Genomic DNA, 15,024 nt, shown 5'->3' with positions numbered 1-15,024 from the left:
ATTTAAAATATTTAAGGGTTTTTAATTGGTATATAGTTCTTTAATGCGGTTGTAGAAGTCTTTACAAATGCGTAATGTGTTTAAATACTGCTCTTGGGAAGGATTATTCGCAGAGGTTGATTGTCTTGGAAAGTAGGGCAGTTTTGTATTTAGAAAAGAGAAAAAAGCATCTGATTGTTCAATACTCATTAATTCATTGCTATAATCTCGATCAGCCCATTGTACGAGTTTCCACAAGTAACGAGGACTGGCAAAATGAGGTACATAGTTTAGCTTCTTATATAAGAATGTAAGACACAATTGCTTAAAAATACTTCCTAGTTGTGCAACATGTCCGATTTGATAGATAGAAAAACTAAACAAATCCATCTGCAACCATTGACTCTCTAAGTTATCTTGGCATAGTTTCCAAAAGTCCTTTTGCCAATAAGAGCTATCGGTATCTTCGGGCAGTTCAAAAACAGGAAGAATAAACTTAGAATGTTTTTTTGGGGTTCTACTGTATATTACATTAGCATCTGTGATACGCTCGTAGATAAAAGGCAAGAATTTCGTGCCATGACGCTCTATCCAGGTAGTTTTATGTAACAGGCAAGTAATTTCCACGCGCTGATTAAAGTGATTTCTGATTAAGGTTGATATGTGTTGTTCCATTTGAATCTTGATATCACTACCGACTATAAACAAGAGGAATTCCATAGAATCATTAGAAACTTTACTTTCTATCAAATAGACTAAGTCTATGTCATAGCTTTGAAGAAGCCTTTTAATTACCGCATCGAGCATAAACTGTTCATATTCTACTTTACAGAAGATTTGCTTTCCCTTTAGATCGCTTAATAGATACTCAATTCTTGGGATAAAGAAGTTATTGACTGCTATTTCGAATTGTCCTTGTATAACAGTACATATATTTTCAACTTTAGCAAAATCATTTTCTTCAAATGTTATCTCGGTTTTACAATCAGCATCTAACAGATTACACAGATACATTTTATCAATGTCATTATTAATAAAGATTTGACTTAGTTCTGGGTAGTTTTCTTCTATTGATTCCAATAGCTCAACATCTGAATTAAAGATTATAGTGTTTTTAGGAAATAGCATACTTTGAACGCTGTGAAGATAAAAGCGTATAATATGCACATACATAATAAATACAGCCTGAAATTGCTTCTCTTGAACAAGTGAAGCAATAAAACGGACTTTATAATCCTCATGCTTTTGCTTTATTTCTAATACCCAATTATCAAGTTGAGAGAGTTGTCTTCTAATGGAGAAAGTATAAAAATTCTGTAATAAACTTCCCCAACTATTGTCTTTGCGAGAGTAGATAATAAACTGTGGATTTAGATAAAGAGATAGATAAGTAAGGTGATAATCACTTTTAAATGGAAATACGATGTGTATACAAAACGTGACAACTACACCAAACTGTTTAAACACTTCTTTAGTCCAAGAAGATTCTTGCAGTTCTTGCCTTTTAGCCTCTGGTATATCCTTATTCAGAATAACCGTTATTTGATTAATAGTTGAGAAATGCGGACTTGTTGCAAAAATTAATTCAACATTCCCATTATTTATCTCATGGAGAAGTTTCTCTTGAACGACAAGCGGAATACCTTGTAATTCGTTGATTTCTAATTTAGTCTTCATACGTCAACAGTGTTTTGATTATTAATACTGTCAAAGTTTGCAATGGATTTAGCGGTATAGAACTAATTTTACTTGTATAATACAATTGAAAATTAGTATCTTACACTATTATTACACATAGATACACAATAGGTTTTAGAAAACCTCTTTAGTATATTTGTAAAACTCCTAAACAGATTAAGCCATGACAACAGCCACTCAAAAACATATAGGAAGAAATATTAGTCGAATCCGAGAAATAAAAGGAATGAAGCAAATAACCTTAGCTGAGCTTTTAGGCGTTAGTCAGCAACAAGTATCCATTATAGAAAACAGTGAATCTGTTGAAGATTCTAAATTGGAAAGTATTGCTAAGATATTAGAAGTACCTGTTGAAGCTATCAAGGAATATTCTGATGATAAAGTAATGAATATCATAAATAGCACTATTACGGACAGCCCAATATATAACAACTTCTGCACTTTTAATCCACTTGATAAATTAATAGAAGCGCATGAAGAAAATAAAAAACTTTATGAGCGTTTATTAGAAGCAGAAAAAGAAAAGGTAGCTTATTTAGAAAAACTGCTTTCAAGTGAATAGGGACGTTTACATATTTATCTAAAAGTATAGAATGAAATTTATTTAACAACAGATTCTACAAAAAAAAGAGATAAAAGCTTTAATTAGACAAGCAGAGATTACTGATGCTAAGGAATTATTACACCTAATTTAAGAATATTTAGATGATTCAGAATATATTCCCCCCGCTGGTGCGCGAGTATTAAAAATATCCGGATACGCTACCGCGCGAGTCCTCTCGCGTGGTCTACGTTATAAATAAGAACTCTCAAATATATGGAGAGTTTTGTGTTTGTAAAGACAGTTTATCGATAAAAGTAGGCCTTCTGATTGTGTCAAAATAGAATTACTAACCCAAGTCATTTTTAACTATTTACATAGTTTTTGGACAATGTCTTTTTTTTGATCTAATGTTGATTGGATTTTAACATACAAATCAAAAATTTCAAGTTGAATTAAAAAATCTTTAATAAATACGAAACTTAATTTAGCTCAAAACTATGTATCGCATATTAACAATAACGAGAAATCATTTTAAATTTCCGTCATGATCAAATTTTTTATTAATGCATAACTCGACTATTGGAATAATTAAAATTGAAGCTACTGTAAAAAATATCATTAAAATATTAAAAGCTAGTGTCTCAGAAGTAAAATGAAACAAAATAAAATTTGCTATAATGAAGATAATTACATTTGCGAGTTGTACCCGATTTGCAATTTTGTTAGCATATTTCCATACAGTATCATTTTTCATAGATCTTTTAGTCTTATAACCAAAAAAACTTCTCTTTTCACTAGTGAACTTCATACTTAAAAGAGTAAACAGTAACATAAACACCGCAAATAGTAAACAATAAAACTGTATCATGGTTAATTAAAATTTTTATGTTTTAAATCTATGTTTTTATAAAACGGTATGATATAAATAATTAAAGCACCAGTCATTGTCAGGAAAAAAGTAGGTAATCCATGTACAATCCAGATGAAAAAATGAAATAATATACCTAAATATAACAAAATTCTTCTTGTCTTAAACGGTATAACGATAGCCATTGCCAATAACAATTCTAAAACCAAGACCGTATAAGTCATAAGTGATATCACGTAATAATTGGTCATTAAAGTCAAGACGAATTCTTTAACAAAATGATTAAGTCCAAAGACATTATCCTCAAACCAGTAGTAAAGCACTGTACCATTTTTCCATTCTGAGACTTTTAATTTATCAACCATAGCCTGAAAGTAAACTATTGCAATTTGTATTCTAATTATTATATAAAAAGAATTTATAAATATACCGCTATAAACATTATTTAAAGAATGATTTATACTCCAATGCCATTTCCTTTTATCATAAATTCCAATAGGAATTAAAAAGAAAGTGAGTATACTGATCAATTGACCCCCTCCTTCTATACTAGGACTAAACATAAAAAAACTCACGCTAATCCACCAATGTAACAAAACGGTTCCTTTGTTTTTTTAAAGAAGTAAAACTGTAAAGGTGCTTTTACAGTTTTACTTCTTTTTAAAGTACTTATATAAATAGGAACCTACAACTTGATATAATATATGTCTAGCTATAAATGTATTCAAATAAATATCAAAATAACAGTAAATGATGCTGAACTATGACAGATTGAAAAAGAACAACGTCAACGATTACTAAATGACTTTGAAGAATTTCATCGAGAGATAACAAAAAACAATGAAAAGCTTTTGAAGGTTCACAAGGCTGTTAGCTCTAAGAGGTTATTATACTTGATTGTATTGAACATTTTCTTAGTTTTAACAACAGGTTTTTCGATGTATGTGGCTGTTAAAAACACTATTGATAAATCGAGATATGAAATATTCATGAACCTCAAAAAATGAATTAATACACCTAAATCAGTTTTTGATTAAAAATATTGTTAAAAAAAATATAATGGAATCAAGTGAAAAGTTATACCTTCGTTTTCAAATTTTAATTTTTTACTTATGTTCTACTTTATAACCATTATAATTGGTGGTATCATACTAAAATTTATTTATGACTCTTATTTTACAAACAAAACAAATCGAGATTGGGCAGAGTACAAACAGAAGAATCCTTCAGAAGCTATTGTAATTGAAAATAGTAAAGGGCTTGATTTTAGTACATCAGCCACTTTACGTTTTCATGGTTACTATTTAGGAAAGCATAGATTAAAAAGCAATGAAGGAGGCTATATTGAATTATATTATATTTTAGTCTTTAGCGAAAATGGTTTTTCTTACCTATGGCAGAATCTTACAATAGCTGAATACGAAGAATGGAAGAAAGATGATTTCACTGAAATTGAAAAAGATTTATCAGCATTTACAGATGAAGATTTAAGTGAAGACTCATGTAAATACCTACTTAGAAAAAATGAAATTTTTATGGTTTTTGATTACTACTCATATGATATAGATGGTTATAAAACAACATCTGTAATAAATCAATTACGATGGGAAGGAACAGTAATAAAAAACGGATTAATTCTTTCTTCAGGGGATTCTTGGTTAGAAGAAGGACAATATACATATCATAATATAAAATTTGATTTCATAGATAAAAGAAAATAAATTTAGTTCAGGGAGTGTGAAAAGCTCCATTCCCTAATTGTGTATATACAACTACTTCGACAGATGTATTTTTATTTGTATGTAAATTCTTAAGTAAATAATAAATAAATTTGTTTTTCATGTAAAACAAGAATCATTATGAAAAAAAGTGTTTTTAGTATTCTATTATTGTTGTCATCTTTAATTGTTTTCTCACAAGAAATAAATTTTAATAAACTTCAAAATAAAAATGGGGTTTTTTATTACAGTACTACACCATACAGTGGCAAAGCTTACACTTATCATTTAAATGGCAATATTGAGTACGAACAAAGCTTTAAAAATGGAAAACTTGAAGGAAAATCGATTACTTATTACAGCAATGGAAAGAAAAAACTTACATCAACATTTTTAAATGGTGAGCCACATGGGGAACTAATAATGTACTATGACAATGGTAATATTGAAGCTAAAATGAACTTTTTAAATGGTAAGCCCAATGGTAAAGCTTATGGCTACGATAGAAATGGTAATATTGAAAGTGTAGAGAATTATAAAGATGGTCAGTTAATATAGACACTGTACCAAAAACTGTGTAAGTATGAAATTCTGCTTGGGTTAAAACCGAGCAGAATTTTTTTATATATTTAATATTTATACAGTTATGAAAACAAAAGACCTATTCCCAGATGAGTTTTTCAAACAGTTTAAAACTGGAGAAGAACTCCAAAGCTTCCTAAAAGACCTGCAAAAGCGAGGAATTGAAAAAATGCTAGAAGGCGAGTTAGATGCTCACCTGGATTACGATAAGCATGATTCAAGAAAGGGAAATAATGCGCGTAATGGCTATTCTAACAAAAAGATAAAGACCAGTTACGGCGAAGAAGAAATAAAGGTCCCTAGAGACCGTGATGCAAGTTTTAACCCCATGCTTATCCCTAAACGAAAAAGTATGGTAGAAGGCCTAGAAAACGTTATTGTATCACTTTATGCCAAAGGGATGTCCGTTTCTGATATTGAAGAACAAATCAGAGAGGTTTACAATTTTGATGTCTCTCAGTCCACTATTTCTCGTATAACTGATGCTATCACTTCTGATATTGTAGCTTGGCAAAATCGCCCATTAGAGCCTGTTTATTTAATTGTTTGGATGGATGGTATTGTATTTAAAGTTAGAGAAGGTTCTAAAGTAATTAATAAAACCATCTATATCGCAGTAGGATTAAAACGTGATGGACGTAAGGAGGTCTTAGGACTATGGCTTGGAAAAAATGAATCATCTTCCTTTTGGATGAGTGTTTTAACCGATATGAAAGCCAGAGGAACTGAAGATATTTTAATTACCGCAACTGATAACTTAAACGGTTTTACTGACACCATACGCACTGTTTTCCCTGAATCTAAAACACAAATCTGTGTTGTACATCAGATACGAAATGCCTGTAAATACGTTGTTTGGAAGGACAAAAAGCAATTTACTACAGACATGAAAGCGATTTACAATGCTCCAACCAAACAAGCGGCTGAAGCTGCTCTAAACGACTTTGCTACTAAATGGGAACATAAATATTCCTATGCCATCCAAAGCTGGAGAAACAACTGGGAAGATCTTACTGTATTCTTTGAATTCCCCGTAGATATTAGGAAAATCATATATACCACCAATCTAATTGAGAATCTAAACGGTAAAATAAGGAAGTATACCAAAAATAAATTATCCTTCCCTACAGACGAAGCTGTCATGAAATCCGTATATTTGGCTGTAAGAGAAGCAACTAAAAAATGGTCAATGCCTGTGAGAAACTGGGGTGTTATTATTGACCAATTCTTAATCCTATATCAAGAAAGGGTTAGACTCTAAAAAGTAGAACCTAACCCAAGCTTTATTTTTTAACTTACACACTTTAAGAGACAGTGCCTTAATATATTAATTTACTTTTATATAAACCAAGAGGAGGTTTATTTTTACAATCAATTTTCCCTAAGATATTTATCCCACTTATTAATACATACTATACTTCTCTCAATGTAAATTATTTTCCTAATAAAAATTCCAAACAATCAATAGTATTTTGATCAAAAATATTCTCAAAATTCTGTTTAAGCTCTTCTAAATCAGCTTCTATAAAATAAAAATTATTATTATCCTTTATTACTATTGCTTTTCCTTGAATATATATATTGTTTTCTATATCTATTGCATAATCAAGTATATAAGATTCTTTTTGAGCTATGCAATCTATTTCATCAAATTGATTAATAAGAAATCTCTTAAATTTCATCTCTTGAGAATTTCGACTACTTATTATGTATTCTATTAATTCTAATTTCTGTTTGTGAGTAAATTCTGTTTGATTACTATTTATAAGAAGGGTTTCTAAAATAGGGGGATAAATAAACTCTAACAATTTCAAGTCATTTGATTCGAGATAACTAACATACTTGCTAAATCTATTTTTTATTTTCTCGAAATCAGAATTGTTACTATTATATTCTTTAAATTTTAGCAAATCATGAGCTTTTACTATTAAGTTAGAAGAAATTCTGTCATTTATAATAGAATCAATTTTAGGTGTCAACTTAAGATCATATGGAGTATACTTTTTTTCTCCATTATATGTACTTTCTATCAGAATTCTATCTTTGAAAAGTTTAGCATTTTGCTTCGTGTCGTACATACTAACGCGATATTTTATCAATCTATAGTTTTCTTCAGTGCTTTCAATACTATCGATAATAAAGTTTTTTAATATAATTTCATTATTAGTTATAAAATTATGAAATTCTTTTTTTTCTTCGATTATACTATCATACACTATTCCTATCTCAGTAGTTTTATATTTAAACTTAAGCGCATCTTTATATTCATCTGAAAGTTTCTCGAAGTAACTTGTATAATCTCCATTAATATCAACATCTATGAAGTATTGAAATTGATTTTCCTTTTTTGTATTTTCTGAACAAGAAAATATAAAAAGAAGTGAGAGTAAAATTAGTTTTTTCATTTTTTATTGTTTTTAAATAAAGAAAGAATATATCCTACAACTCCAATTAATAGAGTAAGTATAAAGCCATATAAAAATCTTTTAGTTTCAAATTCCACCCATTTTTGACAACTAGTTAATGTGAAACTAATGATAATTAAAATCATATACTGATTTTTTTTCATATCCGCTTTTTTAAGTATCAGAAAATACAATTAACAAAATATTATAATAATTTTAATCAGAGTAACAAATCTACTTAAATAAAAGATATAAAAAAACCCAACTTTACATTTTTGGGTGTAAAATTGGGTGCTTATCTTTTAACTGATTAAGTATCAGTGTTTATTGCGGAGAAAGAGGGATTCGAACCCCCGGACCTGTTACAGTCAACAGTTTTCAAGACTGCCGCAATCGACCACTCTGCCATTTCTCCAGTGCATTTCATCACTGAATTGCGAGTGCAAATATAGGGGCTTTTTCGACTTAAACAAACTTTAATGCCATAAAAAAGGCAATTTATTTAGGTGTCTTTTTTAACTAATTTGCGGTAAGCGCTTTAGCGCGGTATTTTTTTTATTAAAAAGTGATGTATTCATCAATTTCCAAGCCGTAACCCGTCATACCAACGCGTTTGGTTTGCTCCGAATTGGTCATCAATTTGATTTTGCTGATGTTTAAATCGTGTAAGATTTGCGCACCTATGCCGTAGTCCTTATTGTCAGACGGCATTTTGGGGGCTGTTATCGCTGCTGTCGCTTGTTGTTGCTCTTTTAAATAAGCCAAACGGTTGAGCAGGTTGGAACTTTGCAGCTCTTGATTGATAAACAATATAGCGCCTTTTCCCGCCTGATTAATTGCTTGGAAGGCAGATTCTAGCTTCTCGTCCAAATCGCCGCTTAGCGCGCCTAAAACGTCGTTGTATACGGTAGAGGCATTGATGCGGGTCAATATGGATTCGCCGGTGTTCCACGATCCTTTGGTCAGGGCTAAATGCACCTGTTTGTTCGTCGTTTGCAAATAGGCTCTCAGTCTAAAAGTTCCAAAGCGGGTTTCCACTTCGAAATCTTCTTTTTTAACGATCAGACTATCGTGTTTCATGCGGTAGGCCACCAAATTCTCTATAGAGATAATTTTGAGGTCAAATTTCTTCGCCACTTCAATCAATTGAGGAAGGCGAGCCATAGAGCCGTCTTCGTTGAGTACTTCGACCAGGATACCTGCGGGTTTAAATCCGGCCAAACGGGCCAAATCTACCGTAGCTTCGGTATGTCCTGTTCGTCTTAAAACGCCTCCTTGCTTGGCGATTAAAGGAAAAATATGTCCTGGGCGTCCCAAGTCTTCGGCTTTGGTATCGTCATTGACTAGAGCGGCTATGGTTTTGGCGCGATCGTGCACCGAGATGCCCGTCGTACAACCGTGACCGATTAAATCGACCGAAACGGTAAAAGCGGTTTGGTGCAAAACGGTATTGTTGCTCACCATAGGGTGTAAATCCAACTCCTTACAGCGCTTTTCGTTTAAGGGGGCACAGATTAATCCACGTCCGTGTGTAGCCATGAAATTGATCATTTCCGGTGTTACTTTTTCTGCTGCGGCAATAAAATCGCCTTCGTTTTCACGATCTTCATCATCTACTACAAGGATCACTTTTCCTTGACGGATATCTTCAATCGCTTCCTCTATAGTATTGAGTTGTATATTAGAATTAGACATGATTAGTGGGTTTGTTTTTTTTAAATATTTTTTTAAACGCGTTTTGAATGGGCAGTAAAACGTTGTCCATATTGAACATTCCGCTGTCGTTCGTCGCTTTATAAGTCAAGAGTATCGCCAAAGGGGTTAAGACCAACGACGCCAACCAGGCTCCTAAAATCGGAGACATTCCGTCTTCTTGTGCTACTTTTTTTCCAAAGGTATTGATAAAGTGATAGGTGATAAAAATCAATATCGCAAATACGATGGGCAATCCCAATCCTCCCTTGCGAATAATGGCGCCTAGCGGTGCTCCGATATAAAACATCAGAAAGCAGGAAAAGGCGATTACAAATTTTTCGTGTAGGGCCAAGTAGTGGGTGTTGATGTATTTTTGACGCTCCAAAATACCGCTGTCATTGCTCTCGGCATTAAAGCTTAGGTTTGAGGTATTGTCCAAGGCCGATTGCACGATGCGCAACTGGGCTTTTGGATCAAAAGCCGCCAAGAGGTCTTTGGGCGCTTTATCCAATTTAGTTCGTTTCTCATCGATGTTTTTACTATAGCCAAAAGTACTTTCTACGCGTAGGGAGAGGTTTTCCGTATTGGAAACCTTTTCCTTAATCAATGAGGTTTGCAGCGAGTCGATGGTGTAGTTCAGCTCATTGACATTGAGCATCGTATTGGTATTGGTAATCTTTTCGCCATCGTCCGCATTGTTCTGAAAACTGTTTAGGTCGATGTTGATGGTATATTTCTCAAACTTGGTTTTTATAAACGGTTCTTTTACGGCTTGCTGATAGGTTTTGGATTCCATCTCCTCATAGTAGTTTCCATCGAGCAGGTGTAGCTGTAAAATGTTGGACTCTTCATTGGTAACCAATTCGCCGTTTAGCGATTTGATAACGGTTTTGTTTTCGTAACCGACATTGGACTTAATGTGCATGGTGACATTTTCGAGGTATTCGCCCTTTTTGCCACTTTTCTTGTCGATTTTTATATTGATTTTCCCCAAGTCGTTAAACTGACCTGCGGCTATGGCCATAGCGGGTTTGGTTTGCAAGATTTCCTTGCGCAAATTGATGAACTGGTATTCCGATTTGGGAATGACGTCATTGGCAAACCAAAACGACAACAGGGCCAAGGTAGTGATAAATATACTCAACACCCGCATGGCTCTTTGCAGCGATATTCCAGACGACTTCATCGCGGCAAACTCGTAGTTTTCGGCAAAACTTCCAAAGGTCATAATCGATGCCAATAAAACCGATAGCGGTAAAACCAGCGGTATCATCTTAGGCGAGTAGAAGAGGAGGAATTGCAGAATGACCCAAATATCCAAATCCTTCCCGGCTAAATCGGCTATGAATAGCCAAACCCCTTGAAGGATAAAGATGAAATAAAGTATGACAAACACGGTGGCCAGTGTGGATACAAATGTCGTTAGTATATAGCGGTCTAATATTTTCACTCCAGAAATTAGTCTAATTTATTTATATAATAATTAGGATACTTTGATTCTGTAAAGGTAAAATGATTTTTCGACAAAGGTTGATTCGTTTTAAAAGAATTAATGGTTAAAATCGATTTTGTTCCATCTTTGTTTACTTCGATCTTGTTGTAGATGTTTTTTGTTTGGATGTCTATGCCTAATAGGATTTCTTTTACATTGGATTTCGAGTTGGTAGGCACCAGTTTGATGTATTGGATTTGACGTCCTCGAATGTTTTGTAAGATGTCCCAAGTGTAGGAATAGCCCGTATTGAAAAACACCAGTATTTTAGATGGCGTTAGCGCATCGGAATCCGAGGGGTTATACTTGGAAATCGTCACTTCCTCATCTTCGGGTACTATGGTATAGAGTTTATTTCCGTCGAAGAGTTTGGTCATACCCATAAAGTTGAACTCATACAAATCCTTTAGCGTAGTCAGGTTTCCCTTGCTGTCGTTATTAGGCGTACCGTCGGCGTAGCGCAAGCTATAGCTAAAGTCGATTGCGATATTGTTGTAACTCTTGATTTTTGCCGATACTTCGTCGAGCAGGGCTTTAGCTTTGGCACTGTTTTGAGCCGAAGCCTGAAAGCTGATAAGCGCCAAAAACACGCAAGTGATTATTTTTTTCATGGGGTCTTAGTTTTGTTCGTCTTTAAAAAAGTTATCTAAAGCGACTAAATCGGATATCATCACGCTACGGGCTTTACTACCTTCAAAGGGGCCTACGATTCCAGCGGCTTCCAATTGATCGATTATTCTACCGGCGCGATTGTAACCCAATTTTAATTTTCTCTGTAGCAAAGAGGCCGATCCCTGTTGTGCGACAACAATGATTTCTGCGGCTTCTCTAAACAAAGTGTCGCGATCACTGATATCCATATCAAGACTTGTGCCACTTTCTTCACCGAAGAATTCCGGCAATAGGTAAGCGTCGGCATAGGCTTTTTGCGATCCGATAAAATCGGTTACGCGTTCCACCTCTGGCGTGTCTACAAAGGCACATTGTACCCGCACCAATTCGTTGCCTTGGGTGTATAGCATATCGCCTCGACCGATCAACTGGTCGGCACCCTGGCTGTCTAAGATCGTTCGGGAGTCGATTTTAGAGGTTACTCTAAAGGCGATTCTAGCGGGGAAGTTGGCTTTGATAATACCGGTAATCACGTTGACAGATGGTCTTTGCGTGGCGATAATCAAGTGAATACCAATGGCACGGGCCAACTGGGCCAAACGCGCAATAGGCGTTTCTACTTCTTTTCCAGCTGTCATGATTAAATCGGCAAACTCATCCACCACCAAAACGATATACGGCAAAAAGCGGTGTCCGTTTTCGGGGTTTAATCGACGTTGTCTAAACTTGTCGTTATACTCTTTGATGTTTCGCACCATCGCATCCTTTAGCAGGTTGTAGCGGTTGTCCATCTCCACGCAAAGCGAGTTTAGCGTGTTGATTACCTTGGTGTTGTCGGTGATAATCGCATCGCCGGAATCCGGGAGCTTGGCCAGGTAGTGGCGTTCAATTTTGTTAAATAGTGTCAGTTCGACTTTTTTCGGATCGACCAAGACAAATTTAACTTCTGCCGGGTGTTTTTTGTACAGCAAAGAGGTCAGTACGGCGTTTAAGCCTACGGATTTTCCCTGTCCCGTAGCACCGGCCATCAGCAAATGGGGCATTTTGGCCAAATCCACTACAAAGGTCTCGTTGGAAATGGTTTTACCCAAGGCAATGGGCAATTCCATCTCTGCGTTTTGAAATTTCGGCGAAGCCACCACACTGCGCATCGATACAATCGACGGGTTTTTGTTGGGCACCTCAATACCGATGGTTCCCTTGCCCGGTATAGGAGCGATAATACGAATACCCAATGCCGATAGCGAAAGGGCGATGTCGTCTTCGAGGTTTTTGATTTTCGAAATGCGCACGCCGGCTTCGGGTACGATTTCGTATAGGGTTACAGTCGGACCTACTGTGGCTTTAATCTGTGCAATGTCGATTTTGTAGTTGCGCAGGGTCTCGACAATTTTGTTTTTGTTTTCTTCCAACTCGGCCTGATTGATGGTAATGCCTCCCGTTCCGTAGTCCTTGAGCAATTCAATCGTCGGAAATTGGTAGTTGGACAGTTCCAAAGTCGGATCAAACACCCCAAAATCCTGTACGAGTTTCGCGGCGAGATTCTCTTCCATGGTCGCCTCTTCCTGAACGGCTTCAATCACCAATTCCTGAGGCTTGTCTGCGCTGTGTTCTAGCGGCGCTTTCACGGTGGAAGTCTTGTGGAAATCGATTTCGGAACTGTGTTCGATAGTCGGTTTGGCGCTTTGGTGTTCCAAATCTAAAGAAACCGGCGGCGTTGGACTAACGGTCAGCGGTTTTTGTGGTGCTACCGGGGCTACCGCAGTAGTGGGAGCGGTGATGGAAAACGAATTCGACTCCTTGGTGTCGGTTACACTTTCGCTGTCGGCCGCAATATCCGCATCGCCCTCGCTGTCTTTTTTAATGGAAAAATCTTGAATTTTGTCCCGTAAACCGGTAGGGGAGACCTTGAGTCTAAAAATGACAAACACCACCATGGAAAACAGCAACAACAATATGGTTCCCGTTTTTCCGAGGTAATCCTGTAAAAACATATTCATTTCAAAACCGATGATTCCGCCTAAGAGGGGATTGCTGTTCCAAAAGAACCCCAATACTACCGAAAGTATTACTATGGAAAACAAATCCCAAAAAAGCATTTTCTTAAATCTGCTGGCCGCTATACCGAAGAATAGAAACAATCCGGCATAAATCAATATTTTGACAAAGATAAAGGAGGCCAAACCAAATCCTTCGTAGATAAAGAAATGCGAGAGATAGGCGCCTAATTTACCCAGCCAATTGTAAACGATTTCATTGCGTTCCGAAAACAGGTCTACATTGCTCTGGTCGTAATAACCGGTGATAAAATAGGATATAAAACTCAGTAACAGAGCTACAGCCGAAATGATGAGTACCACCGAAATGATAAACTTGCTATTGTTCATCACCGAAGTATTTGGAAGTGGAGTTTCCTTGGACTTTTTATCGGTTTTCTTTTTAGTCGTTTCGTTTTTTGTCTTCGCCATGAGTGTAAAAAAATCTTTTTTTTTAAAACAATTTTGGGTAATAGATCATAATACCTATAATCAGTGCTGTCAGTGCAGATATGGTCACGGCGCCGGCAGCGACATCTTTGATGAGTCCGATTTTCTTGTGAAAATCCGGATGTATAAAATCGGCCATTTCCTCAATGGCAGTATTGATTCCCTCGGTACTGAGCACCAGTCCTATAGAGAATATCTGCATCATCCATTCGGTGGTGCTAATCTGAAAGTAGAAACCGGCTATGGTAGCCAAACCGGCGATAATCAATTGAGTTATAATGCTGTGTTCTTGGGATACCAAACGGTACAAGCCGATAAAGGCATATTTGACGCTCCTGATCCTTCCCAACACAAACGATTTTAAATCGGCCATTATTTTAAAAGGGCTATTGCTTTTTCGTAATTGGGTTCATCGGCTATTTCACTAACCTGCTCTTGATAAATCACTTGATGCGCGCTGTTTAAAGTAACGATACAACGGGAGTGCAAGCCTTTTAGCGGGCCATCCACAATCGTTAAACCGTAGTTAGTCCCGAAATCTCCGGTTCTAAAGTCAGACAGCATCACCACGTTTTCAATGCCTTCAGCACCGCAAAAACGGGCTTGTGCAAACGGTAAATCTCTGGAAATACACAGTACAACAGTGTTTTTCAATTGAGATGCCTCCTGATTAAAATGCCTAACCGAAGCGGAACAAGTCGGTGTATCTATACTAGGGAAAATATTGAGGATGACGTTTTTTCCTTTAAAATCCTTTAGGGATACGGAAGAAAGATCGGTTTTAACCAATTCGAAATCAGCTGCTGTGGTACCCACGGCTGGCAATTCTCCTGAGGTGTGTACGGTATTGTTTTTTAAGGTAATGGTAGCCATAATATATCTGGTTTTAAAAAATCAAAATTAGGCATTTTTATCCGAGTCTGGAAGTTTCGGTTTCATTTTATT

14 protein-coding genes and 1 tRNA gene are annotated in these 15,024 nt (G+C 35.7%); 4 read left to right on the top strand and 11 right to left on the bottom strand.

The window, feature by feature from the left end; translation table 11 throughout:
- Positions 1–21: 21 nt before the first annotated feature.
- The gene (locus tag ACQZ43_RS13190) at positions 22–1,656 is read right to left on the bottom strand and encodes a hypothetical protein (protein WP_430613142.1); all 1,635 of its coding nucleotides are present in this window, start codon (positions 1,654–1,656) and stop codon (positions 22–24) included.
- 184 nt (positions 1,657–1,840) lie between these two features.
- On the opposite strand from ACQZ43_RS13190, the gene ACQZ43_RS13185 reads away from it, so the two are divergent.
- A complete protein-coding gene (locus tag ACQZ43_RS13185) occupies positions 1,841–2,239 on the top strand; it encodes a helix-turn-helix domain-containing protein (protein ID WP_430613141.1) in 399 nt (132 codons plus the stop codon).
- 508 nt (positions 2,240–2,747) lie between these two features.
- Here ACQZ43_RS13185 and ACQZ43_RS13180 read toward each other — a convergent pair.
- Positions 2,748–3,029 carry an SdpI family protein gene (locus ACQZ43_RS13180; protein ID WP_430613140.1) on the bottom strand — a complete coding sequence of 94 codons (282 nt, stop codon included), beginning with the start codon at positions 3,027–3,029 and terminating at the stop codon, positions 2,748–2,750.
- 62 nt (positions 3,030–3,091) lie between these two features.
- The gene (locus tag ACQZ43_RS13175; RefSeq protein WP_430613139.1) at positions 3,092–3,685 is read right to left on the bottom strand and encodes a hypothetical protein; all 594 of its coding nucleotides are present in this window, start codon (positions 3,683–3,685) and stop codon (positions 3,092–3,094) included.
- A gap of 516 nt (positions 3,686–4,201) precedes the next feature.
- Here ACQZ43_RS13175 and ACQZ43_RS13170 point away from each other — a divergent pair.
- The 3 genes from ACQZ43_RS13170 (at position 4,202) to ACQZ43_RS13160 (ending at position 6,650) form a co-directional block, all read left to right on the top strand.
- Positions 4,202–4,810: a hypothetical protein gene (locus tag ACQZ43_RS13170; RefSeq protein ID WP_430613138.1), complete on the top strand. Its 609-nt coding sequence runs from the start codon at positions 4,202–4,204 to the stop codon at positions 4,808–4,810.
- A gap of 138 nt (positions 4,811–4,948) precedes the next feature.
- A complete protein-coding gene (locus ACQZ43_RS13165) occupies positions 4,949–5,365 on the top strand; it encodes a toxin-antitoxin system YwqK family antitoxin (protein WP_430613137.1) in 417 nt (138 codons plus the stop codon).
- An 88-nt stretch (positions 5,366–5,453) separates the two neighbouring features.
- Positions 5,454–6,650, top strand: coding sequence for an IS256 family transposase (locus ACQZ43_RS13160; RefSeq protein ID WP_430612455.1), 1,197 nt, complete (start codon positions 5,454–5,456; stop codon positions 6,648–6,650).
- A 172-nt stretch (positions 6,651–6,822) separates the two neighbouring features.
- On the opposite strand, the gene ACQZ43_RS13155 is transcribed toward ACQZ43_RS13160, so the two are convergent.
- The 8 genes from ACQZ43_RS13155 to tpx all read right to left on the bottom strand — a co-directional run bounded on the left by ACQZ43_RS13155 (position 6,823) and on the right by tpx (position 14,952).
- A complete protein-coding gene (locus ACQZ43_RS13155; RefSeq protein ID WP_430613136.1) occupies positions 6,823–7,794 on the bottom strand; it encodes a hypothetical protein in 972 nt (323 codons plus the stop codon).
- A 330-nt stretch (positions 7,795–8,124) separates the two neighbouring features.
- Positions 8,125–8,209: transfer RNA gene (locus ACQZ43_RS13150), tRNA-Ser, on the bottom strand.
- Between the two features lie 143 nt (positions 8,210–8,352).
- A complete protein-coding gene (ribB, locus tag ACQZ43_RS13145; RefSeq protein WP_430613135.1) occupies positions 8,353–9,489 on the bottom strand; it encodes a 3,4-dihydroxy-2-butanone-4-phosphate synthase in 1,137 nt (378 codons plus the stop codon).
- Entirely contained in the window at positions 9,482–10,939 is a 1,458-nt protein-coding gene (locus tag ACQZ43_RS13140) for an LptF/LptG family permease (protein ID WP_430613134.1), read from the bottom strand. Before ACQZ43_RS13140 ends, ribB begins: the two co-directional genes overlap by 8 nt.
- An 8-nt stretch (positions 10,940–10,947) precedes the next feature.
- Positions 10,948–11,592, bottom strand: coding sequence for a LolA family protein (locus ACQZ43_RS13135; protein ID WP_430613133.1), 645 nt, complete (start codon positions 11,590–11,592; stop codon positions 10,948–10,950).
- A gap of 6 nt (positions 11,593–11,598) precedes the next feature.
- Positions 11,599–14,061 carry a DNA translocase FtsK gene (locus ACQZ43_RS13130; protein ID WP_430613132.1) on the bottom strand — a complete coding sequence of 821 codons (2,463 nt, stop codon included), beginning with the start codon at positions 14,059–14,061 and terminating at the stop codon, positions 11,599–11,601.
- Positions 14,062–14,083: 22 nt separating this feature from the next.
- Positions 14,084–14,452, bottom strand: a complete 369-nt coding sequence (locus ACQZ43_RS13125; RefSeq protein ID WP_430613131.1) for a diacylglycerol kinase family protein — start codon at positions 14,450–14,452, stop codon at positions 14,084–14,086.
- A complete protein-coding gene (gene tpx / locus ACQZ43_RS13120) occupies positions 14,452–14,952 on the bottom strand; it encodes a thiol peroxidase (RefSeq protein WP_430613130.1) in 501 nt (166 codons plus the stop codon). Before tpx ends, ACQZ43_RS13125 begins: the two co-directional genes overlap by 1 nt.
- Between the last annotated feature and the right edge of the window lie 72 nt (positions 14,953–15,024).

Source organism: Flavobacterium sp. JP2137 (assembly GCF_050562195.1).
Lineage (GTDB): Bacteria > Bacteroidota > Bacteroidia > Flavobacteriales > Flavobacteriaceae > Flavobacterium.
Note: the sequence above shows the minus strand (reverse complement) of the source record. Positions and strands in the feature narration are given on the sequence as shown.